Source organism: Streptomyces sp. NPDC004435, assembly GCF_042873895.1.
GTDB lineage: Bacteria > Actinomycetota > Actinomycetes > Streptomycetales > Streptomycetaceae > Streptomyces.
Genome location: NZ_JBIAMB010000012.1, coordinates 244,780 through 266,229, shown reverse-complemented (window position 1 = coordinate 266,229; position 21,450 = coordinate 244,780). Strand labels below are relative to the sequence as shown.

15 protein-coding genes and 1 tRNA gene are annotated in these 21,450 nt (G+C 73.2%); 7 read left to right on the top strand and 9 right to left on the bottom strand.

Annotated elements, in window-relative coordinates; translation table 11 throughout:
• Positions 1-3: 3 nt before the first annotated feature.
• Together ACFYT9_RS23185 and ACFYT9_RS23180 are read right to left on the bottom strand one after the other, a co-directional pair.
• Positions 4-768, bottom strand: a complete 765-nt coding sequence (locus ACFYT9_RS23185) for an HNH endonuclease family protein (protein ID WP_389166727.1) — start codon at positions 766-768, stop codon at positions 4-6.
• A 42-nt stretch (positions 769-810) separates the two neighbouring features.
• Positions 811-1,659, bottom strand: a complete 849-nt coding sequence (locus tag ACFYT9_RS23180; protein WP_389166724.1) for a hypothetical protein — start codon at positions 1,657-1,659, stop codon at positions 811-813.
• 100 nt (positions 1,660-1,759) lie between these two features.
• Here ACFYT9_RS23180 and ACFYT9_RS23175 point away from each other — a divergent pair, with 100 nt between their 5' ends.
• Positions 1,760-2,329 carry a TetR/AcrR family transcriptional regulator gene (locus tag ACFYT9_RS23175; protein WP_389166721.1) on the top strand — a complete coding sequence of 190 codons (570 nt, stop codon included), beginning with the start codon at positions 1,760-1,762 and terminating at the stop codon, positions 2,327-2,329.
• 39 nt (positions 2,330-2,368) lie between these two features.
• On the opposite strand, the gene mfd is transcribed toward ACFYT9_RS23175, so the two are convergent.
• The 3 genes from mfd to ACFYT9_RS23160 form a co-directional block, all read right to left on the bottom strand.
• Positions 2,369-5,896, bottom strand: a complete 3,528-nt coding sequence (gene mfd, locus ACFYT9_RS23170) for a transcription-repair coupling factor (protein ID WP_387271482.1) — start codon at positions 5,894-5,896, stop codon at positions 2,369-2,371.
• Between the two features lie 280 nt (positions 5,897-6,176).
• On the bottom strand, positions 6,177-8,750 hold the full coding sequence (locus tag ACFYT9_RS23165; RefSeq protein ID WP_389166717.1) for an ABC transporter permease: 2,574 nt from the start codon (positions 8,748-8,750) through the stop codon (positions 6,177-6,179).
• A complete protein-coding gene (locus ACFYT9_RS23160) occupies positions 8,747-9,535 on the bottom strand; it encodes an ABC transporter ATP-binding protein (RefSeq protein ID WP_376596631.1) in 789 nt (262 codons plus the stop codon). The genes ACFYT9_RS23165 and ACFYT9_RS23160 overlap by 4 nt, the downstream gene beginning before the upstream one ends.
• Before the next feature lie 229 nt (positions 9,536-9,764).
• Here ACFYT9_RS23160 and ACFYT9_RS23155 point away from each other — a divergent pair, with 229 nt between their 5' ends.
• Positions 9,765-11,270 carry an MFS transporter gene (locus ACFYT9_RS23155; RefSeq protein ID WP_389166714.1) on the top strand — a complete coding sequence of 502 codons (1,506 nt, stop codon included), beginning with the start codon at positions 9,765-9,767 and terminating at the stop codon, positions 11,268-11,270.
• Between the two features lie 152 nt (positions 11,271-11,422).
• On the opposite strand, the gene ACFYT9_RS23150 is transcribed toward ACFYT9_RS23155, so the two are convergent.
• From ACFYT9_RS23150 to ACFYT9_RS23140, 3 genes are all read right to left on the bottom strand, one after another.
• Positions 11,423-12,376: a cellulose-binding protein gene (locus ACFYT9_RS23150; RefSeq protein WP_389166712.1), complete on the bottom strand. Its 954-nt coding sequence runs from the start codon at positions 12,374-12,376 to the stop codon at positions 11,423-11,425.
• A gap of 184 nt (positions 12,377-12,560) precedes the next feature.
• Positions 12,561-15,062 (bottom strand): SUKH-4 family immunity protein, encoded by a 2,502-nt coding sequence (locus ACFYT9_RS23145; protein WP_389166709.1) that lies wholly within the window; start codon positions 15,060-15,062, stop codon positions 12,561-12,563.
• A gap of 7 nt (positions 15,063-15,069) precedes the next feature.
• A complete protein-coding gene (locus ACFYT9_RS23140; RefSeq protein WP_389166706.1) occupies positions 15,070-16,068 on the bottom strand; it encodes an SMI1/KNR4 family protein in 999 nt (332 codons plus the stop codon).
• Between the two features lie 328 nt (positions 16,069-16,396).
• On the opposite strand from ACFYT9_RS23140, the gene ACFYT9_RS23135 reads away from it, so the two are divergent.
• The gene (locus ACFYT9_RS23135; protein ID WP_376599631.1) at positions 16,397-16,915 is read left to right on the top strand and encodes a YwqJ-related putative deaminase; all 519 of its coding nucleotides are present in this window, start codon (positions 16,397-16,399) and stop codon (positions 16,913-16,915) included.
• A 9-nt stretch (positions 16,916-16,924) separates the two neighbouring features.
• A complete protein-coding gene (locus ACFYT9_RS23130) occupies positions 16,925-17,407 on the top strand; it encodes an SUKH-3 domain-containing protein (RefSeq protein ID WP_387271466.1) in 483 nt (160 codons plus the stop codon).
• 36 nt (positions 17,408-17,443) lie between these two features.
• On the opposite strand, the gene ACFYT9_RS23125 is transcribed toward ACFYT9_RS23130, so the two are convergent.
• Positions 17,444-18,754: a sensor histidine kinase gene (locus ACFYT9_RS23125; protein WP_387271464.1), complete on the bottom strand. Its 1,311-nt coding sequence runs from the start codon at positions 18,752-18,754 to the stop codon at positions 17,444-17,446.
• Between the two features lie 128 nt (positions 18,755-18,882).
• Between ACFYT9_RS23125 and ACFYT9_RS23120 the strand changes: the two genes are divergently transcribed.
• The 3 genes from ACFYT9_RS23120 to glmU all read left to right on the top strand — a co-directional run bounded on the left by ACFYT9_RS23120 (position 18,883) and on the right by glmU (position 21,440).
• A complete protein-coding gene (locus ACFYT9_RS23120) occupies positions 18,883-19,740 on the top strand; it encodes a hypothetical protein (RefSeq protein WP_389166701.1) in 858 nt (285 codons plus the stop codon).
• Positions 19,741-19,769: 29 nt separating this feature from the next.
• Positions 19,770-19,841, top strand: a tRNA-Gln gene (locus ACFYT9_RS23115).
• A gap of 111 nt (positions 19,842-19,952) precedes the next feature.
• The gene (glmU, locus tag ACFYT9_RS23110) at positions 19,953-21,440 is read left to right on the top strand and encodes a bifunctional UDP-N-acetylglucosamine diphosphorylase/glucosamine-1-phosphate N-acetyltransferase GlmU (RefSeq protein ID WP_376599637.1); all 1,488 of its coding nucleotides are present in this window, start codon (positions 19,953-19,955) and stop codon (positions 21,438-21,440) included.
• Positions 21,441-21,450: the final 10 nt, after the last annotated feature.

The window sequence follows — 21,450 nt, the reverse complement described above, 5'->3', positions numbered from 1 at the left end:
CGCTCAGCCACCGCACTGGCGGAGCATCGCCGTCCGGTCCGCGGCGGTGACCGGCAGCTCGTACTTCTCCGCCACCTGCGCGAAGCGGACCGCGTAGGCGCAGCGGATCGGCCTGGCCGGCGGCAGCCAGGACGCCGGGCCCGAGTCGCCCTTGGCCGAGTTGGCGCGGCCCTGCACCGGCAGGAGGTTGAGCGGGTCGTTGGCGAGCCGCTCGCGCTGTGCGGCCGGCCAGCGGGAGGCGCCCATCTGCCAGGCGTAGGAGAGTGGGACGACGTGGTCGATCTGGACCTCGGCGGCCTTCTGCTTGCGCCAGTCGATGGTGGTGCCGGTGTACGGGTCGTCCAGCGTCATCGCCACGACCACACAGTCCGAGCCGTCCCGGAGGCGGAGCTCGCGCCCGTCGCGGCGGAGCAAATCGTTGCGGGTGTCGCAGCCGTTCCGGGCGAACGGCACGCCGTCGGCCTTGTCCAGCCAGGCGTGCCCGAACGCGTCCCGTGCGTATCCGGTGCGCGGACCGCGCCCCTTGGTGGCGAGTCCGCCGATGAGCGTCCGGGCCCGGGCCCGCTCGTCCCGCGCCGTCACCGGCGCGAGTCCCGGCCGCGTACCGTCCGGGTTCCCGAACGGGCTCGCGACGCGGGCGTCCGGCGCCGAGCCGCCGGAGGACTCCTGCCCGCCGTCGCCGGGCAGGGTGCACCCGGAGAGGAGGACGAGCCCGGACAGCAGGGCGGCGGGCACGGCGGCGGGGTGGAGCCTTCGGCGTATCAGCACCCGGGAATCCTAGGGGTAAAGCCGCCGATAGTGATCATTTCATCAGATCTTGCCGATCCCGAGCGTGTTGTCCGAAGGCAGCAGCCCCGAGCCGATCGCGGCGAGCCAGGGCCCGCCCAGAAGCTCCGCGAGACGCCCGGCGGCGTCGGGGCCGAGCGCGGCCCAGGGCGCGGCGGCGAGTTCGTCGGTACGCCGCTCGACCTCGGCCCGCAGCTCCCGCCCGGCCGGAGTGGCGACCCCGGCCACGTCGACCAGCCCCCGCGCGGCCAGCCGCTCCCGGCCGGCGGCCCACTCCCCCGCGCTCCAGCCCCGGCTCGCGAAGACGCCCTCGGGCGCGGCCCCGACAGCGGCGAAGGACACCAGCGCCTCGACCGGGTCGAGGCCGGCCGCGAGGAGGGCGGCGACGTGGCCGTCGCCCCGGTGCTCGCGGAGCAGGGTCGCGGCCTGCCAGAGGACGAGGTGGGGCGCGTCGGCCCAGGGCAGTTCGGCGTGGGCGGCGGCGAGCGGCCGCCCGGCGGTGTCCGCGGCCTCGGCGGCCCGGCGCGCGAGCACGGCGGCCTCCCGCACCTCCGTGACGTCGAACAGCGCCCGGTACGTCCGGTCCACCGCCCGCAGCCGCGCGGCGAGCACGTCGCCGGGCGCGGCGGTCTCCCAGGCGGCGGGGACGTACCGCGCGACCATGGCGGGGCTGAAGCTGTAGAAGGCGGAGGCGACCCGGCCGGGACCGGCGGCCCCCAGCGGCGCGGCCCGCCAGGCGAAGTAGGAGGGCCAGCGCTCGCCGGTGCCGTACCCGAGCGCGGCGGCCTCCTCGAAGGACTCGGGGGCGTAGTAGTGCAGGGCGTGGAGCGGTTCGAGCAGGTGCCACATCTGTCGTACGCGTGCGGTGTCCATGGGGACCTCCGGGACGGCGGACACTCTCATCTATCCACTGACTAGATTGCGCCCGGCCGGAGGAACTTGTCAATGACTAGATGAGGGCTAGGCTGCTGCCATGACACCTCGGAGCACGGAGCGGAGCAGCTACCACCACGGCGACCTGCGCCAGGCGGTCCTGGCGGCGGCCCTGGAGGTGATCGCGGCGGACGGCCCCGGCGCCCTGAGCCTGCGCGACCTGGCCCGCAGGGCCGGCGTCTCCCACGCCGCCCCCGCCCACCACTTCGGCGACCGGACGGGGCTGCTCACCGCCATCGCCGCCCAGGGCTTCGGCCTCCTCGCCGACGCGCTCGCGGGCGGCGCCGACCTGGCGGACCGGGGCCGCCGCTACGTCCGCTTCGCCGCCGCCCACCCGGCCCACTTCCAGGTCATGTTCGCCCCGGCGCTGCTGCGCGCGGACGACCCGGAGCTGGCGGCGGCCCGCGAGCGGGCGGGCGCCGAACTCCGGGCGGGCGTCGCCGCCCTGCCCGGCCGGGACGCCCGCGCCACCGGCATCGCCGCCTGGTCCCTGGCCCACGGCTTCGCCACGCTGTACCTCACGCACAACGTGGACGAGGCGGTGGGCGGCCTGGCCCCGGAGGAGTACTTCGCCTCGCTGACCGGCTTCCTCACCGACCCGGGGAAGTGAACCCCCGAGGGGGGACGGCGAACGGGTCCGGGAGGAAGGTCAGTCCAGGATCGTCGTCAGGAACTCCCCGGTCCAGGCCAGCAGTTCGCGCCCGACGAGCGGCTTGCCGCCGATCGGACGGGTGGCCGGGCGCGGCACCAGGATCTGGTGGACGGCCGGCTTGATCACGGACTTCGGGTGGAGGCGCTTCAGACGCAGCTCCTGCGACTCCCGGAGCTCCACCGGGGCGAAGCGGATGTTCGGGCCCTGGAGGACGATCTCGGCGACCCCGCAGGCCCGGGCCAGCATCCGCAGCCCGGCCACGAGCAGCAGGTTCTCCACCGGCTCGGGCAGCTTGCCGTAGCGGTCGGTCAGCTCCTCCCGTACCGCCTTGACGTCCTCCTCCGAGTTCGCCGAGGCGATCGCCCGGTACGCCTGGAGGCGCAGCCGCTCGCCCGGCGCGTAGTCGTGCGGCACGTGCGCGTCGACCGGCAGCTCGATCTTGACCTCCAGCGGCGGCTCCTCCTCCACGCCTCCCTCCAGGGAGGCGCGGTAGTCCGCCACCGCCTCGCCGACCATCCGCACGTACAGGTCGAAGCCGACGCCCGCGATGTGGCCGGACTGCTCGCCGCCGAGCAGGTTGCCCGCGCCGCGGATCTCCAGGTCCTTCATGGCCACGTACATGCCCGCGCCCATCTCGGTGTGCTGGGCGATGGTCGCGAGGCGCTCGTGCGCGGTCTCCGTGAGCGGCTTCTCCGGCGGGTAGAGGAAGTAGGCGTAGCCGCGCTCGCGGCCCCGGCCGACCCGGCCGCGCAGCTGGTGCAGCTGGGACAGGCCGAAGTTGTCGCCGCGCTCCACGATCAGCGTGTTGGCGTTGGAGATGTCGATGCCGGACTCGACGATCGTCGTCGAGACGAGCACGTCGAACTTCTTCTCCCAGAAGTCGACGACGACCTGCTCCAGGGCGCTCTCGGTCATCTGGCCGTGGGCCGTCGCGATCCGCGCCTCGGGGACGATCTCGCGCAGCCGGGCCGCCGCGCGGTCGATGGAGTCGACCCGGTTGTGGATGTAGAAGACCTGGCCCTCGCGGAGGAGTTCGCGGCGGATCGCCGCGCCGATCTGCTTCTCCTCGTACGGGCCGACGAAGGTGAGGACCGGGTGCCGCTCCTCCGGCGGGGTGGTGATGGTGGACATCTCGCGGATGCCCGTGACCGCCATCTCCAGGGTCCGGGGGATCGGGGTGGCGGACATGGTGAGGACGTCGACGTTGGCGCGGAGCTTCTTCAGCTGCTCCTTGTGCTCGACGCCGAAGCGCTGCTCCTCGTCGACGATGACCAGGCCGAGGTCCTTGAACTTCGTCTCGGAGGCGAAGAGGCGGTGGGTGCCGATGACGACGTCGACGGAGCCCTCCCGCAGCCCCTCCAGGGTCGCCTTCGCCTCGGTGTCCGTCTGGAAGCGGGAGAGGGCGCGGACGTTGACGGGGAACTGGCCGTACCGCTCGGAGAAGGTGCCGTAGTGCTGCTGCACGAGCAGCGTGGTCGGCACCAGGACCGCGACCTGCTTGCCGTCCTGGACCGCCTTGAAGGCGGCGCGCACCGCGATCTCCGTCTTGCCGTAGCCGACGTCGCCGCAGATCAGCCGGTCCATCGGGACCGTCTTCTCCATGTCCTCCTTGACCTCGGCGATCGTGGAGAGCTGGTCGGGGGTCTCCGCGTACGGGAAGGCGTCCTCCAGCTCGCGCTGCCACGGGGTGTCGGCTCCGAAGGCGTGGCCGGGGGCGGCCATCCGGGCGCTGTACAGCTTGATGAGGTCGGCCGCGATCTCCTTGACCGCCTTCTTCGCCCGCTGCTTCGTCTTCGTCCAGTCGGCGCCGCCGAGCCGGTGCAGGGTGGGCGCCTCGCCGCCGACGTACTTGGTGACCTGCTCCAGCTGGTCGGTCGGGATGTAGAGCCGGTCGCCGGGCTGGCCGCGCTTGGCGGGGGCGTACTCGACGAGCAGGTACTCGCGGGTCGCGCCCTGCACCGTGCGCTGGACCATCTCCAGGTAGCGGCCCACGCCGTGCTGCTCGTGCACGATGTGGTCGCCGGCCTCCAGGGTCAGCGGGTCGATCGTCTTGCGCCGCTTGGCCGGCATCCGCTGGCCGTCCTTGCCGGCCGCCTTCTGGCCGGACAGGTCGGTCTCCGTCAGCACGGCGAGCTTCAGCGCCGGGTCCACGAAGCCGAAGTCGATCGAGCCGCAGGCCACGTGCACGACGGCCGGGTCCACGTCGGTCAGGTCGGCGGTCAGCCGGGCCGCGATGCCCTCGCCGCCCAGCACCTCGACGGTGCGGGAGGCGGGACCGTGGGCCTCCGTCACGTACACCGTCCGCCAGCCCTCGGCCAGCCACCCCTTGGTGTCGGCGAGCGCGCGGGCCGTGTCGCCGCGGTACGTCTCCGGGGCGTGCATGCCCAGCGTGAGGGTGTCGGCCTCCTGGTCGAGACCGGCCGCGAAGGGCGACACCGACCACCACGTCATCCCGAGCTCCCGCGCCCGGTCCCGTACGTCCGCGATCCCCCACAGGGAGGCCGCGCCGACGTCGATGGGCGCCTCGCCGCCGCCGGCCGTCGCGGCCCACGACGCCTGGAGAAACTCCTGGCTGGTGGCGACGAGGTCGGCGGCGCGGGTCCTGACCCGCTCCGGATCGCAGACGACGGCCATCGCGCCGGCCGGGAGGACGTCGAGCAGCAGCTCCATGTCGTCCACGAGGACCGGGGCCAGGGACTCCATGCCCTCGACCGCGATCCCCTCGGCGATCTTGTTCAGCATCTCGCCGAGCTCCGGGTGCTCCTCGGCGAGGGCCGCGGCCCTCGCCCGCACCTCGTCGGTCAGCAGCAGCTCACGGCAGGGCGGCGCCCACAGTCCGTGCTCGGCGACTTCGAGGGAGCGCTGGTCGGCGACCTTGAAGTAACGGATCTCCTCGACGTCGTCACCCCAGAACTCGATCCGGAGCGGGTGTTCCTCGGTCGGCGGGAAGACGTCCAGGATGCCGCCGCGGACGGCGAACTCGCCGCGCTTCTCGACCAGCTCCACCCGGGAGTACGCGGCGGCCGCGAGCCCCGCGACGACCTCGCCGAGATCGGCCGTCCCCCCGGACCGCAGCGCCACCGGCTCCAGGTCGCCCAAGCCCTTCACCTGCGGCTGGAGCACCGACCGGATCGGCGCGACGACCACGCTGACCGGCCCCGCGGCCGGGTCGTCCGGGCGGGGGTGGGCGAGCCGCCGCAGCACGGCGAGGCGGCGGCCGACGGTGTCCGAGCGGGGCGAGAGGCGCTCGTGCGGCAGGGTCTCCCAGGACGGGTACTCGGCCACCGTGTCCGGGTCGAGGAGCGACCGCAGCGCCGCCGCCAGGTCCTCGGCCTCCCGGCCGGTCGCCGTCACCGCGAGCACCGGCCGCCCCGAGTCCCGTGCCAGCGCGGCCACGGCGAAGGGCCGGGCCGCCGCGGGCCCGACCAGATCCACGTGCGGACGCTTCCCGTCGGACGCGGCCGCCACCGCCTCCGCGAGGGCCGCGTCCTTGACGACGAGGTCGAGCAGACCGTGCAGGCTCATGGAGCTTCCATCCCGGTACGTACGAGGGTGGGCAGAGACGACACCGGACGCGCCGCCACCGGACGTCCGGGCGACAGGCAACGCGAACGGCCCGACACGTCGCACGGGCCGGGGCCTCCACCCTACGACGCCCCTCCGACACCGGCACGGGGGATCCGCTCACCCGGGGACGCACGCACTCCCTCGATCGGCGGTCCCACGGCCCGTCCGGACGGGCCCCGGGCAGCCGTACGGCCCCGGGCGGGATGCGCTCCGGGGCCGTACGCGTGCTGCGGGCGGGTCAGTCGCTCGCGATGGCGTTCAGGACGTTCATGCGGCCCGCGCGGAAGGCGGGGACCAGGGCCGCGAAGAGGCCCACGAAGGCCGAGCCCACGAAGACCGTGAGGATCGTCGGCCACGGGATCTCCAGGACGCCGAAGCCCTCCAGCGCGAGGAGCTTCTGCGCCGCCGTGCCCCAGCCCATGCCCAGGCCGAGGCCGAGCAGGGCGCCGAACAGGGCGATCACGACCGACTCCAGCCGGATCATCCTCCGCAGCTGGCGGCGGGAGAGCCCGATGGCCCGCATGAGGCCGATCTCCCGGGTGCGCTCGACCACCGACAGGGCCAGCGTGTTCACCACGCCCAGGATCGCGACGACGATAGCCAGCGCCAGCAGGCCGTAGACGATGTTCAGGAGCTGGCCCACCTGCTTCTGGAGGGCCTCCTTGTAGTCGGCCTGGTTCGAGACCTTGTACTGCGGGTACGGCTCCAGCGCCTTCTTCAGCGCCTCGTACGCCGCCTCCTCCTGCCCGTCCTTCGCGCTCGCGAGGAGCAGCGAGCTGCCCGGCATCCGCTCGGCCGGCACATGGGCGCGGACGGTGGTGACGTTCGTGTACAGGGCGCCGTTGTCGACGTTCCCGCCGTCCTTCGTGATCGCCGCGACCTTCAGCTTCGCCGTGGAGCCGTGGTCGAAGGCGACCGCGAGGGTGTCGCCGACCTTCACGCCGTGCGCCGTCGCGTAGTCGCTGCCGACGGACATCGCGCCCGGGGCGTAGGCGGCGGCCAGGTCACCGGAGGCGACCTCGCGCTTCAGGTCCCCCGGGTAGGAGGGCTCGGTCGCGGCCAGCCACTCCTTGGAGACCTTGCCGCGCGGGTCGGTGATCCGCACGTCGACGGGCCGGTACTCGGTGACGTGGTCGAGGCCCGCGACCTTCTCCACCGCGGCCTGCGCCTGCGGCACGATCGGCGCGCCCACCTGGTTCTGCACGATGTAGTCGGCGCCGACGGACCGGTCCAGCTCGTCGGTGGCCGAGGCCACCATGGAGGAGCTGACGACGGAGAGGCAGGCGACGAGCGCCAGGCCGATCATCAGGGCCGCGCCGGTCGCGCCGGTGCGGCGCGGGTTGCGGAGCGCGTTCCGCTCGGCCATCCGGCCGACCGGGCCGAAGATCCGCAGGACGACGACGCCGAGGACCCGGACGACCCCGCCCGCGAGGAGCGGGCCGATCACGACGAAACCGAGCAGCGACAGGACGACGCCGAGACCGAGCCACAGGGAGCCCGTACCGGCCTTCTCCGCCTGCGTCGCCGCCCACAGCGCGCCGCCGCCGGCGAGCGTCAGCAGCAGACCGAGGGCGCCGCGGACCCGCCCGGCGCGCCCGTCGGCCGGGGTGCCGGAGTCGCGGAGGGCGGCCATCGGGGAGACCTTGCCGGCCCGGCGGGCCGGGACGTAGGCGGCGAGGACGGTGACGAACACGCCGAGGGCGAGGCCCACGACGGGGGTGGTCCAGGCGACGGTGAGGTCGCGGGTGGACAGGTCCATGCCCATCGAGGACATGAGCTTCATCAGTCCGACGGCGAGGCCGACACCGGCCGCGACGCCGGCGACGGAGCCGATCACACCGAGCAGGACGGCCTCGACGAGGACCGAGCGGTTGATCTGCCTGCGACTGGATCCGATGGCCCGCAGCAGGCCGATCTCGCGGGTGCGCTGGGCGACCAGCATGGAGAAGGTGTTGACGATGAGGAAGATGCCGACGAGGAAGGCGATACCGGCGAAGCCGAGCATCGCGTACTTCATGACGTCGAGGAAGCCGGCGACGTCCTCGCGGCCCGCGTCGGCCGCCTCGGCGGCGGTCTGGAGCTTGTAGCCGTCCCCGAGGGCCGCGGCGACGTCCGCCTTCAGCGTGGTGTCGGCGACGCCCGGCTCGCCCTCCACCATCACCTGCGTGAACAGGCCCTCCTCGCCGAGCAGCTGACGCTGCGCGGTGGCGGTGTCGAAGTAGACGACGGTGGCGCCCGGGTTGGTGACCTTGAACTCGACGATGCCGGAGATCTTCGCCGTGTGGTCGCCGGTGGCGGAGACCGTGCGGAGCGGGGCGCCGACCTTCAGGCCGTGCTTGTCGGCGGTGCCGCGGTCCACGACGACGTCGGTGGGGCCGCGCGGCTCGTGGCCCTCGGCGAGCCGTACCGAACGGAGCTCGTACGGGCTCCAGTTGACGGCGATCGTCGGGGCGCCGCTGGTCGGGCCGACGTTCTTGTTCTTCTCGTCGACGACCGTGACGCCCATCGAGGTGACCGAACCCTGCGCCTCCGCGACGCCCTTCACCCCGCGCACGTCCGCGACGACGGAGGCGGGGAAGGACTCGGGGCGGCCGGTGTCCGGGGTCTCGTCCTCCGGGTCGGCCGCCTTCGGGGAGACCGTGACGTCGGAGGCGGTGACGGCGAAGAGCTTGTCGAAGGTGGTGTTCATCGTGTCGGTGAAGACCAGCGTGCCCGACACGAACGCGACCGAGAGGAGCACGGCGACGGCGGAGAGCGCCATCCGGCCCTTGTGCGCGAGGAGGTTTCTCAGCGAGGTGCGGAAGACGGTCACGACGTCCGCCCGCGCGCGTCGAAGTCCTTCATCCGGTCGAGGACGGCGTCGGCCGTCGGCCGCTCCATCTCGTCCACGATCCGCCCGTCCGCCAGGTACAGCACCCGGTCCGCGTACGAGGCGGCGACCGGGTCGTGGGTGACCATGACGATCGTCTGCCCCAGCTCGTCCACCGACTGCCGCAGGAAGCCGAGGACTTCGGCGCCGGCCCGCGAGTCGAGGTTTCCGGTCGGCTCGTCCCCGAAGATGATCTCCGGCCGGGCGGCGAGCGCCCGCGCGACGGCGACCCGCTGCTGCTGGCCGCCGGACAGCTCGGTCGGGCGGTGCTTCAGCCGCCCGGCGAGCCCGACGGTGTCCACCACCCGGTCCAGCCACGCCCGGTCGGGCTTGCGGCCGGCGATGTCCATCGGCAGCGTGATGTTCTCCAGGGCGCTCAGCGTCGGCAGCAGGTTGAACGCCTGGAAGATGAAGCCGATCCGGTCCCGGCGCAGCTGGGTGAGCTTCTTGTCCTTGAGCCCGGTGATCTCGGTCTCGTCGAGGTAGATCTGCCCGCCGCTGACGGTGTCGAGACCGGCGAGGCAGTGCATCAGGGTCGACTTGCCGGACCCCGAGGGGCCCATGATCGCGGTGAACCGCCCGCGGGCGATGTCCACGTCGACGTGGTCCAGCGCGACGACCCGGGTCTCCCCCGAGCCGTACGCCTTGACGACCTGTCGCGCCCGCGCGGCGACGGCCGTACGCCCTCCAGTACCCCCGTGCCTGGGGATGGTCACAGCCGTGGTCACGGTCTTCTCCTAGGGATGGTGAGGACAGGGGGGCGGCACCCGTGAACGAGGACCGCCGTATAAGAACAAGCTAAGAACCAGCCACGCCCCTTCTCGTCCTCCGCCGGGACGACCGTCCCCTGGCTCGCATGGGGGAGCTCCCCCTAGGGGTTCCTCCACCCCCGGTCGGAGTGAGAGTCTGACCCCACACATTTAGGTGTACGAAGAAAGAGAAGGGCGGGACAGCAGGGTGACGGACGGCAGAACGGCCCCCGCGGGAGCCACCACCGAAGCCGCGTCCCCGGACCGCCGCCGCGGTGCCGTCGTCGCCGCCCTCATGCTCTGCATGGCGCTGGCCGCCCTCGACGGCACGATCATCGCCACCGCCGTCCCCCAGATCGTCGGCGACCTCGGCGGACTCTCCGTCTTCTCCTGGCTCTTCTCCGGCTACCTCCTCGCCGTCACCGTCACCCTCCCGGTCTACGGCAAGCTCAGCGACACCTTCGGCCGCAAGCCCGTCCTGGTCGCCGGCACGATCCTCTTCCTCGTCGGCTCGCTGCTCTGCGCCGCCGCCTGGAACATGGCCGCCCTCATCGCCTTCCGCGTCGTCCAGGGCCTCGGCGGCGGCGCCCTCCAGGGCACCGTCCAGACGATCGCCGCCGACCTGTACCCGCTCAAGGAACGCCCCAGGATCCAGGCGAAGCTCTCCTCGGTCTGGGCCACCTCCGCCGTCGCCGGCCCGGCGGTCGGCGGCCTCCTCGCCGGGTACGCGGACTGGCGCTGGATCTTCCTCGTCAACCTGCCGCTCGGCGGCCTCGCCCTCTGGCTGATCCTCCGCCACCTCAGGGAACCCGCACGGACCCCCCGTACGACCCCGGTCCGCATCGACTGGCCGGGCGCGCTCGGCGTCTTCGCGACCGGCGCGCTGCTCCTCACCGCCCTCGTGCAGGGCGGCGTCGCCTGGCCCTGGCTGTCGGCCCCGTCGCTGGGCCTGCTGGGCGGGGCGGCGCTCCTCGCGGCCTTCACCGTGGCCGTCGAGCGCCGGGCGGCGGAGCCGATGCTCCCCGGCTGGGTGTGGCGCCGGCGCACGATCGCGGCCGTGAACCTGGCCCTGGGCGCCCTCGGTCTCGTCATGGTCGCCCCGACCGTCTTCCTGCCGACGTACGCCCAGTCGGTCCTCGGCCTCGGCCCCATCGCGGCGGGCTTCGTCCTCTCGGCGTGGACGCTGAGCTGGCCGATCACGGCCGCGTTCTCCAGCCGCGTCTACACCCGCATCGGCTTCCGTCTCACCGCCGTCCTCGGCATCTCCGGCGCCCTCGCCTGCCTCCTCGCCTTCCCGTTCCTCCCCTATCCGGGAGAACCCTGGCAGCCCGCCCTCGTCATGCTGCTGCTCGGCGGCTGCCTCGGCTTCTTCCAGCTCCCGCTGATGGTCGGCGTCCAGTCCACCGTCCCGTACGAGGAGCGCGGCACCACCACGGCGTCCGTCCTCTTCTGCCGCCAGGTCGGCCAGAGCGTCGGCGCGGCGGCCTTCGGCGCGGTCGCCAACGGCGTCCTCGCCGCCCGCCTCGGCGGCGACACCGACCTCGACTCCCTGGCCGGCTCGCTGGGCGCCTCCGACGAGATCCGCCGCGCGGTGGACGCGGCCGTCGACTGGGTCTACCTGGGCGCGGCGGGCGCGGCAGCCCTCGCGCTGCTGGCCCTCCTCACGCTGGCGCCCCGCCGGTTCCCGGTGCTGAAGGAGCTGAGGGAGGAGTAGGGCGCGCGGGAGGGCCGGCCGCCCCGGGTGTGCGGGGCGGCCGGCCCGTCGTGCCGTCAGAACGCGGTGTCGAACCGGGTGGACCCGGTGATGTCGGTCTTCGCGCCGGGCTTGAGGGGCGCCTTCCAGTTGCCCGCACCACGGGCCCGAGGCTAGGCGCCGGGGCTCTTCCCGGACTCGGGATTCTTCCCCGGCCCGGCCGCCTCGTCCTCGTCCTTGTCCTTGTCCTTGTCAGGTTCCTGGGCCGATGCCACCGGGCGGCCCGTCAGAGCCGCCAGGGAGTTGCGGATGTGCTCCATGTGGGAGTGGATCTCGTCGCGCGCCTCGTCGTGCTCGCGCAGCAGCCGCTCCGTCTCCCGCTCGACGCGCTCGGCCCTCATCCGGGCCTGGGCCAGAAGCTCCCCGGCCTTCGCGTCGGCGTCCTCCTGGCCGTGCCGCGCCGCCTCCTCCGTACGGGCGCGGGCGCGGCGGGCCTCCTCCAGGCGGGCCTCGGCCGCCGTGATCTGCTCGTCGTGGCGGGCGTCGAGCGCTGCGGCAGCCGTCTCCGCGGCGCGGTCCGCCTCGGCGCGGCCGGTGCGGTGCTCCTCGGCCTGGCGGGAGCGGAGTTCGGCCGCGCGGTGCTGGGTCTCCTCGTACGCCTCCGTCGCCGCCGCCCTGGCCCCCTCGGCGTCGCGGCGGGCGACCGTGCCGAGCTCGGCGGCCCGCTCACGGGCGGCCTCCAGGGTCGTGCGGGACTGCGCCTCGGCCGCGGACCGTACCCCCTCCGCGTAGGCGCCGGCCGCCTCCCGCGCCTCCCGGCCGGCCGCCTCGGCGGCCTCCGCGAGCGCCTGGGCCTCGGCCTCCGCCGCCCGCACCAGCCGCTCGTCCTCCCGCTCCGCCAGCTTCAGGATCTGCCGGGCGTCCTCGCTCAGCGACTCGTACCGCTGCGGCTTCAGCGCCGCGACGGTCTCCCTCAGCGAGGCCAGCTCCGCCTCCGTCTCCTCGGCGAGGGCGGTGAGCCGCGCGGCCCGCTCCCACGCCTCGTCGCGCTCCCCCGACAGCACCGCGAGGTGGTGGTCGACCTGCTCCGGGCGGTACCCCCGACCCCGTCCGACGGCAAAACTCATCCCTGGCGCCCCTCTCCTACGGTCCCCTCCAGGATGCGCCATAAGAACGGACAAAAGGCGCCCGGTGTGATCACACACCGAGCGCCCTTCGTCACATTCCGCCTAAGCGGGCGTCAGAAAACACCCCGTCAGGCACCCCGTCAGGCACCCCACCGGGCACCCCGGAGGACACCCCGGGGCCGCCTCAGAGCAGCCCGTCCCACATCTGCTCCAGCACCACCGACCACCAGTTCTCCGGCGCCGACAGAGCCGCCGGATCCAGCATCGCCAGCTGCGCCTGGAAGTCGACCGTCCACCGGCCCGCCTGCTCCGGCGTCAGCCCGAACCGCAGCCGCCACATCCGGCCGAGCAGCGCCATCGACCGGGTGAACTCCGGCAGCCCCGTGTTCACGAACTGCGGCGGCACCGAAGCCCCGCCAGGACCGGCCTCCACCGGCACCGCCACGATGTGCGCGGTCCCGTACTGGACACAGATCGCCCGCCCGAAGTCCGACCCCAGCACCAGGTACGAACTCGCGTCCGCGGCCGCCTGCACCTGCCGCTGCTGTGCCAGCTCCGCCAGCGTCGGCACCACCGGCATCGCCGGCTGCGCCCAGAAGAACGGCCCGAAGTCCGCCGGCAGCCCCGCCCACATGAGCGTCACCGCCACCAGCTCCGGCACCCCCTGACGGGACACCGCCCGCTGGTCGAACCGCAGGATCCCCGGCCCGAACGCACCCGCCAGCTCCTGCGCCACGCCCTCCGGCGGAACCGGCGGCGCCGGCTGCACCTGCGGCAGCGGCGCCCGCACCGGCGCCGGACGCGCCGGACCGTCCGCCACCTGGTGCAACTCACCCTGGTGCGTGAGGAGCTGACGCATCCCCTGCTGACGGGCCGCGTGGTCCCCGCCGTACGGGGCGATGCTGGTGATCCGCGCCTGCGGCCACGTCTCACGGATCATCCGCGCGCAGTAACCACCGGGCAGCTCACAGGAACCCAGCTCCGTGTGGAGCTCCAGCACGTGCTGCGGCGGCACACCGAGCCCGCGCAGCTCGTGCAGGATCTGCCACTCCGGGTGCGGGGTGCCCGGCGCCGAACGCCGGATGATCTGCTGCTCCGAACCGTCCGGAGCCCGGTACCGCAGCACCGCCTGGTACCCCGGACCGACCGTCGGCACCCCGGCCGGCGGCTGCTGCGGATACCCGTACGCGGGCGCCGGAGCGGGAACCGGAGCCGGCACCGAGGCGGGAGCGGGCGCGGGGCCCGGCGGAGGCGGCGGCGCGCCCGGACCCGACGGACCCGGCTGGGCCAGCATCGTCGGCGCGTGCTCGATCCCGTGCGCCGGCGTCCCCGGAGCACCCGGACCACCGGGAGCACTCGGCGGCGGAGGCGGAGGCGGCGGCGCGGCGGGCCCGCCACCGGGACCGGCCGGCCCCGGGTGCGCCAGCATCGTCGCCGCGTGGTGCACCGGCCGCGGAGGCGTCACCGGACCCGGCGGCGCGGGCGGCGGAGGCGTCCCCGGCTGCCCCGGCACCGGCGGCGGCGTCTGCGCCACCAGCTGCGTCGGTACGTACGCGGGCGCGGGCGCCGGACCACCGGACGTCGCACCGGGCACACCCGGCGGAGGCGGCGGTGCCACCGGCCCGCGGGCCGTCTTCTTCGGCGGCAGCGTCGCCTTGCTCGTCGCCGCGTCCGCGATGTCCCCGGCCCCCGCCACGGTCGGCGGAGCCACCGGAGGCGGCGGCGTCGCACCCGGGACGACGGGCGGAGGCGTCGCACCCGGCGGCGGGGACGCGGCCGGGTCCAGACGCGGCGCCACAGCCGTCTTCGGCAGCGCGCTCCCGCCGTGCATCAGCGCCGTCGGCGCGTCCGCGCCCACCACCGGCTCCGGCGTGTCCTCGTCATCGGCCCCCGACAGCGGCGGCGCGAACACCGTCGCCGGCAGCGGCACGCCCTCCACCCCACCGGAGCTCGCGTTGGCGTCCGCCCACGGACTGCTCGTCGACGACGACGCCGGAACACCGTCCATCGCCGTCGGCTCGTACTCCGCGTCCGACTCCTCGGACGCCGGCGAAGGACCCGAAGCGGAAGACGAGGACGAGGAGGAGGACGACGAAGGGACATCGGACAGCGGAGTCGCCGCCGCCGGGGTCCGCGACCCCGCGGACGACACCGACCGCCCCTCCGACGCACCGGACTCCGCCGACGACACCGAAGCCCCCGGCCCCGGCACCCCGCCGACACCCGAACCCTGCGACGCGTCCCCGCCGACGTCGGCCCCCGCGTCCGCCTCGCCCCGCTCCTCCTGCGACGCGTTCGGCCGCTGCGGCAGACCGACCTTGTCCGCCGCGTCCTGCAACCACTCCGGCGGACTCAGCAGGAACGACGTCTGGTTCAGATCGATCCGCGCCGGCGGCGCGGCCGGAGCCGGCACGACCGCCTCCTCGACGGCCCCGTACTCCTCCTCGTACCGCCGGATCACCTCACCCACCGGCAACCCCGGCCACAACGTGGCCTCGCCCGAATCCCGGGCGATCACCAACCGCTGCCGGCCCGTGTCGGCCGTCGGACCGCCCTCGCGGTCCTCCGCCCACACCACGAAACCGAGACCGAACTCCCGCACCCGCACCTCCTGGTGCTGATACGGAGGCAGATCACCGTTGATCCACTCCTCGGCGCGCTCCTGCGCCTGCGCGAACGTCACCACAGCCGGCTCACCCTCCCACCGGGGCCACGGGAACGGCGCGCGCGAAGCCGCCGTCCACCATCAGGTTCGCGACCGTCTCCAACTCCGGCGGGTTACCCGCGAGACGCAGCAGAAACGCGTCGAAATCCACACCACAGGGCAGCAGCAACCGCTCCGCCCGCTCGTTCACCGACCACCCCGCGGCCTCCTCACCGGAGTCCCGCACGTCGTCGTACGCACAGAACCACACCGAACCGACCCCGGCACCCCGCACCTTCACCGCCACCAGACCACCCTGCACGAACGCCACCCCCAGGTAGTCCTTCGTCAGATGGTCCCGCAGACACTTGTTCACGTAGACGAGGTCATTGATCCCCGCCTCCTCGCGCACCGTGAAGAACGGCTGGTCCACCAGCAGACCCAGCTCCGCGTCGAGCGCCGCACCCACCGGAGCGCAACCGCCCGCCGCCTTCAGGAACGAGCGGTACGCCCCCGGCAGCCGGTAGCCGAGATCCTCCTCGACCCCCTGGAGCTGCTGCTCCGACACCGCCACCCGGCCCTTCGGCAACCCGAAGTGCACCGGCCGCGTCTCCTGCAACGGCCGCGTACCCCGCTTCGCGTGGTCCACCGCCGCCGTCGCCACACCACCGTGATGCCGCAGCAGCGCCTTCACCTCGACCGGCACCAGCTCCAGCCGACGCGAACCCATCACGTGATGCCACGTCCACCCGTGCGGCGTCGCCACCGACGGAATCGTGTCCCACAGCTCATGACCGGTCGCCGCCATCGCCGCGTTCGCCGACACGTAGTCCGTCAACCGCAGCTCATCGACACCGAAACCCTCAGGAGGCTCCGCGATCTCCGCCGCCGCACGCGCGTACGGCGAGAAATCCGGGAACCCACGCTCGTCCACCCGCAGCCCGCGCGGATGCCGCGAAGCGCGCACCGGATCCGGGAAACGCACGACCTGCCCGGCATAGGCCGCGTTCGGAGGCGCGGTGGACTGCCCGAGCCGACCTGTCGTCATGGCGGTTGCCCCCTGCATGGCGTCACTGGCTGCTACTGCTTACTACTGCTTGCACTGCCTGATCCTGCCGCCGGACGCCACCGCACGCAGCCACGCCCGACCGATCCCGCACAGCCTATGCGCTGCCACAAGACGACGAACCGGCCCGCGCCCCCACCCGGCCACCCCACACACGCACCGTCACCAACCGTCACGAACTCATGACAGGCCGACCACGGCTCCGACACACCACCACGCCGAAACCCGCACCCAGCTTCCCCATATGGCTCCCTATTTGGCAGGCTGTGCACCGCAACTCGGGGGATTGCAGGAGGGGAAGACCAGCACCATGTACGCCAGCACCACGCCCACGCAGGGTGACCCACGCCTCAACTGGAGCAGCGACACCGACAACGGTCGCGCCCCCTTACTGCTGCACCGTCGCGACGGCATCCTTCCCGCCGTCGGCGCCGCCCTCTCCGTCCGCGGCGAGACCCTCACCTGCACCGCCGGACGCGGAGACGTCCCGCCCGTCCTCCACGCCCTCGTGCAGGACTTCCTCGACACGCTCACCAGCGGCCAGCGGGAACGCTTCACCGGACGATGTCCCGAAGCCATCCTGCTCTCCCGGCACCTCACCGCCACCGAGACCAACCGCTCCCGGCGCGCCCAGCGCAAACCCCTCACCCCCGGCGAGGCCCGCCGCAGCCTCAAACACGCCAAGATCACCGCCCGCCGCATCCGCGAGGACGGCGACCCCCTGCACGGCAGCTACGCCGCGCCCTGCCGCTCCTGCGCCGCGCTCCTCGACCACTTCGGCGTCCGCACCGTCGACCCCACACCCCCCACGCCCGACCGGAACGGCTGACCCCACCCCATGTCCGACACCACCCGCTTCCCCGTCAATGTCGACGCCGCCCTCCGCGACGCCGGCTGGCAGCCCGGACGCTGGGACATCAAACTCGCCGAGGAATGGGCCGACACCCTCCGCGCCCACGTCTCCCCCGCCGGCCACCGCCACAGCGTCTTCCCCGCCGTCGTCGAAGCCTGGGCCGAATTCGGCGGCCTCCACCTCACCGCCCCCGGCCACGGCCGCCAGATAGCGCCCGCCACCCTCCGCTTCGACCCGCTCGCCGGACTCCACCTCGCCCGCACCCTCGCCGACCTCGGCCGCGCCCTCGGCACCGAACTCGCCCCCCTCGGCGAGGAAGGCGACCACCAGGCCGTCCTCGCCATGGACACCGAAGGCCGCGTCTACAGCCTCGACCACGCCGGCGACTGGTACCTCGGCCGCGACATCGACACCGCCCTCTCCACCCTCGTCACCGGCACCCAGCCCACCCGCCTCACCGCCGGCTAGGGCGTCGCGGGGCAGACGGGAGTTCGACGACAGGCCCTAGGACACCCGCCCCGGCACCGGGATCACCGCCGACACCTTGAAACCACCCGCCTCCGTCGGCCCCGACACGAACGCCCCGCCCAACCGCACGACCCGCTCCCTCATCCCCACCAGCCCGTTCCCCCCGCTCGGCAGACCCGCGTCCGCCGCCCCCTCGTCCGACGGACCGTTCTCCACCTGCATCGCCACCTCGGCACCCCGGTGCGCCACCCGCACCACCACCTCCGCGCCCGGCGCGTGCTTGTGCACGTTCGTCAACGCCTCCTGCACCACCCGGTACGCCGTCCGCTCCACCTCCGGCGGATACGCCCCCGACTCCCCCAGCTCCACCAGCTCCACCACCGCCCCCGCCAGCCGCGACTGCTGACACAGGTCCTCCACCGCGCCCAGACCCGGACCCTCCTCCGACCCCGCCGCCTCCGCGGCCGCCGCCGCGGCCCGCCCCACCGCCGCCAGCGGCACCGCCTCGGCCCCCACCGGAACGGCCTCCTCCCGCAGCACCCCCAGCATCTCCCGCAGCTCCGTCAACGCCTGCCGCCCCATGTCACCCACCAGCGCGGCGTTCCTCACCGCCTTCTGCGGATCCTTCAGCGCCACCGCCTGCAACGCCGCCGCGTGCACCACCATCAACGACACCCGGTGCGCCACCACGTCGTGCATCTCCCGCGCGATCCGCCGCCGCTCCTCCTGCCGCGCCCACTGCGCCCGCTGCTCCGCCCGGTCCGCGAGCAGCGACAACTCCTGCTCCAGCGAATCCGCCCGCTCCCGCAGGCTCTCCATCAGCCGGCGCCGCGCCCCTATATAGAGCCCGAACAGCACCGGAGGCGCGTTCAGCCCCAGCGTGATCAGCAGCGCCATGAGCGGCACGTACCAGGCACTCGGATCGAAGTCGTCCGCCTGCGCCGCGATGTCCCGCCGCAGCTCCACGGCCGTCACCACGAACACGGCCACCGTCGCCATGCCCGCCAGCACCGCGGTGAACCGCCGCGGCACCTCCGAGGCGGCGAGCGTGTACAGCCCGACGACCCCCATCAGGTAGCCCATCTCGGCCGGCGCCACCGCGACCGACACCAGCACCACGGCGATCGGCCACCGCCGCCGGACCAGCAGCACCGACCCCACCAGCAGGCCGAACAACGCCCCCAGCGCCTCCGGAGAGCCCGCCCTCCCCGCGAACTGCGTGCCCTCCACGGCACACTCCACCGCCGACACCAGCGCCAGCCCGACATCGAGCACGGCACTCCGCCGCCGCCCCCACCACCAAACCCCCGCGCCCGGCGCGTCCCGATCTGCCCCCGTTGTGGTCATGCCCCCACCCTACGGTCGCCCCCCGACGAAATCCGAGGAGCGTCAACGCCCCGCACGCCAGTCCCTCGAACTGTTGAATCGGTTGGATTTTCGACACGAGAGTCCGCATTCCGGACGACGCTCGTCCCATGACCTCGGAATTGAACCGCTACGCGGACTTCGAGAGCCTGCGCGAGCAAGCGGTGTCGCTCCGCCGCGAGGGCCTCAGCCTCCGCCAGATCCGCGACCGCCTGAAGATCTTCAACAACGACCTCCTCCAGCGCCTGGTCAAGGGCGAACCCCCGCCGGCCTGGACCAAGCGCCCCCGCGCCAAGGACGACCTCCGCGACCGCGCCCGCGAGCTCCGCCTCCAAGGCATGACCTACGACCAGATCCAGGTCGAGCTGGGCTGCTCGAAGAGCTCGATCAGCCTGTGGGTACGAGACCTGCCCAAGGTCGACCGCCGAACCCCCACCGAACAGGGGAGGGAGGCTGCCCGCAAACGCTGGGCACACGAGCGCCCCCTGCGCGAGGCGGCCCGCACCGCAGCGGTCCGGGAAGCCACGACGGCGGTGGGCGAGCTGAGCGCGAGGGAACTGTTCATCGCGGGGGTGGCCCTGTACTGGGCCGAAGGCTCCAAGAGCAAGCCCCACCGGCGAGACGAGAGTGTCACCTTCATCAACAGCGACCCGGACGTCATCAGGGTCTACCTTGCCTGGCTGGACCTCCTGGGCATCGCCCGGAGCCGCCTCCGCTTCCGCGTCATGATCCACGAGTCCGCCGACGTCGGCGGCGCGGAGCGGTATTGGGCGGACCTGGCGGGGATCCCGCCCTCCGACCTGCAGAAGACCACGCTCAAAAAGCACAACCCCAAGACGGTGCGCAAGAACACCGGCGCGAACTACCGGGGATGCCTCGTCGTTCGCGTCTCGACAGCCTCCGACTTGTACCGTCGCATCGAGGGGTCCTGGTACGGCATAGTGGGGGCCGTCGCGTCAGCGGGCTAGCAATTTGTCCGTTTTGACCGGCAATGCCATCCCCTGTGGTGTAATCGGCAACACATGTCACTTTGGATGATATGTTCCAGGTTCGAGTCCTGGCAGGGGAGCTTCTTGCCCAATGGGCCTTGACCGCACAGGTCAGGGCCCTTCCTCATGTCCGCCCCCCGACCCCCCGGTATCCTTCGTGCGTCCACCACCTAAAGCCGAAGGGCATATCCGTGAGCGCCAACCGCCCCCAAGTTGTCGGCTCCGCTCCAACAGGGGGGACCCCCTTGGCAGCCGTCGTCGTCCTCGCCGCGGGTGAGGGCACCCGCATGAAGTCCAAGACCCCCAAGGTGCTGCACGAGATCGCCGGGCGTTCGCTCGTCGGGCACGTCGTGTCCGCCGCGCGCGAGCTGGAGCCCGAGCACCTCGTCGTGGTCGTGGGGCACGCGCGGGAGCAGGTGCGGGGACACCTGGAGGAGGTGTACCCGGGGACCCGTACCGCCGTGCAGGAGGAGCAGAACGGCACCGGGCACGCGGTGCGGATGGCTCTGGAGGAGCTGGGCGCGGTGCCCGAGGGGACCGTGGTCGTGGTGTGCGGTGACACCCCGCTGCTGTCCGGCGCGACGCTGAGCTCGCTGGCGGAGACGCACGCCGGTGACGGGAACGCGGTGACCGTGCTGACCGCCGAGGTGCCGGACTCGACCGGGTACGGGCGGATCGTGCGGGACCTGGCGACCGGGGCCGTGACCGCGATCGTCGAGCACAAGGACGCCTCGCCGGGGCAGCTGGACATCAAGGAGATCAACTCCGGGGTGTTCGCGTTCGACGGGGCGCTGCTCGCGGAGGCGATCAAGCAGCTGCGGACGGACAACAGCCAGGGCGAGGAGTACCTCACCGACGTGCTGTCGATCCTGCGCGAGGCGGGGCACCGGGTCGGCGCGTCCGTGGCGGCCGACCACCGCGAGATCCTCGGGATCAACAACCGGGTGCAGCTGGCCGAGGCCCGCACGCTGCTGAACCGGCGGCTGCTCGAAGCGGCGATGACGGCGGGTGTGACCGTGGTCGACCCGTCGTCCGTGCTGGTGGACGTGACCGTGACGTTCGAGCGGGACGCCGTGATCCACCCGGGTACGCAGCTGCTGGGCGCGACGCACGTCGGCGAGGACGCCGAGGTGGGTCCGAACACGCGGCTGACGGACACCACGGTGGGCCGGGGCGCGCGGGTGGACAACGCGGTGGCGGTGTCGGCCGTGATCGGCGACGGGGCCTCGGTGGGTCCGTTCGCGTACCTGCGTCCGGGGACGAGGCTGGGCGCGAAGGCGAAGGCCGGCACGTACGTCGAGATGAAGAACGCGACGCTCGGCGAGGGGACGAAGGTCCCCCACCTGTCCTACGTGGGTGACGCGACGATCGGCGAGTACACGAACATCGGCGCGGCGAGCGTCTTCGTGAACTACGACGGCGAGGCGAAGCACCACACCACGATCGGGTCGCACTGCCGGACCGGGTCGGACAACATGTTTGTGGCGCCCATCACCATCGGGGACGGCGTCTACACGGCCGCCGGGTCCGTGATCACGAAGGACGTGCCGGCGGGCGCGCTGGCCGTGGCGCGGGGCCAGCAGCGGAATATCGAGGGTTGGGTCGCCCGGAAGCGGCCCGGCAGCGCCGCGGCGCAGGCCGCCGAGGCGGCTTCGGAAGGGTCCGCCGGCGAAAGCTGACCGGAAACAG

Excerpts from the sequence above, each read along its gene's own strand:
- ACFYT9_RS23180 (WP_389166724.1), bottom strand. The coding sequence starts at position 1,659 with ATGGACACCGCACGCGTACGACAGATGTGGCACCTGCTCGAACCGCTC.
- ACFYT9_RS23175 (WP_389166721.1), top strand. The coding sequence starts at position 1,760 with ATGACACCTCGGAGCACGGAGCGGAGCAGCTACCACCACGGCGACCTG.
- mfd (WP_387271482.1), bottom strand. The coding sequence starts at position 5,896 with ATGAGCCTGCACGGTCTGCTCGACCTCGTCGTCAAGGACGCGGCCCTC.
- ACFYT9_RS23150 (WP_389166712.1), bottom strand. The coding sequence starts at position 12,376 with ATGAGTTTTGCCGTCGGACGGGGTCGGGGGTACCGCCCGGAGCAGGTC.
- ACFYT9_RS23140 (WP_389166706.1), bottom strand. The coding sequence starts at position 16,068 with ATGACGACAGGTCGGCTCGGGCAGTCCACCGCGCCTCCGAACGCGGCC.
- ACFYT9_RS23135 (WP_376599631.1), top strand. The coding sequence starts at position 16,397 with ATGTACGCCAGCACCACGCCCACGCAGGGTGACCCACGCCTCAACTGG.
- ACFYT9_RS23130 (WP_387271466.1), top strand. The coding sequence starts at position 16,925 with ATGTCCGACACCACCCGCTTCCCCGTCAATGTCGACGCCGCCCTCCGC.
- ACFYT9_RS23125 (WP_387271464.1), bottom strand. The coding sequence starts at position 18,754 with ATGACCACAACGGGGGCAGATCGGGACGCGCCGGGCGCGGGGGTTTGG.
- ACFYT9_RS23120 (WP_389166701.1), top strand. The coding sequence starts at position 18,883 with ATGACCTCGGAATTGAACCGCTACGCGGACTTCGAGAGCCTGCGCGAG.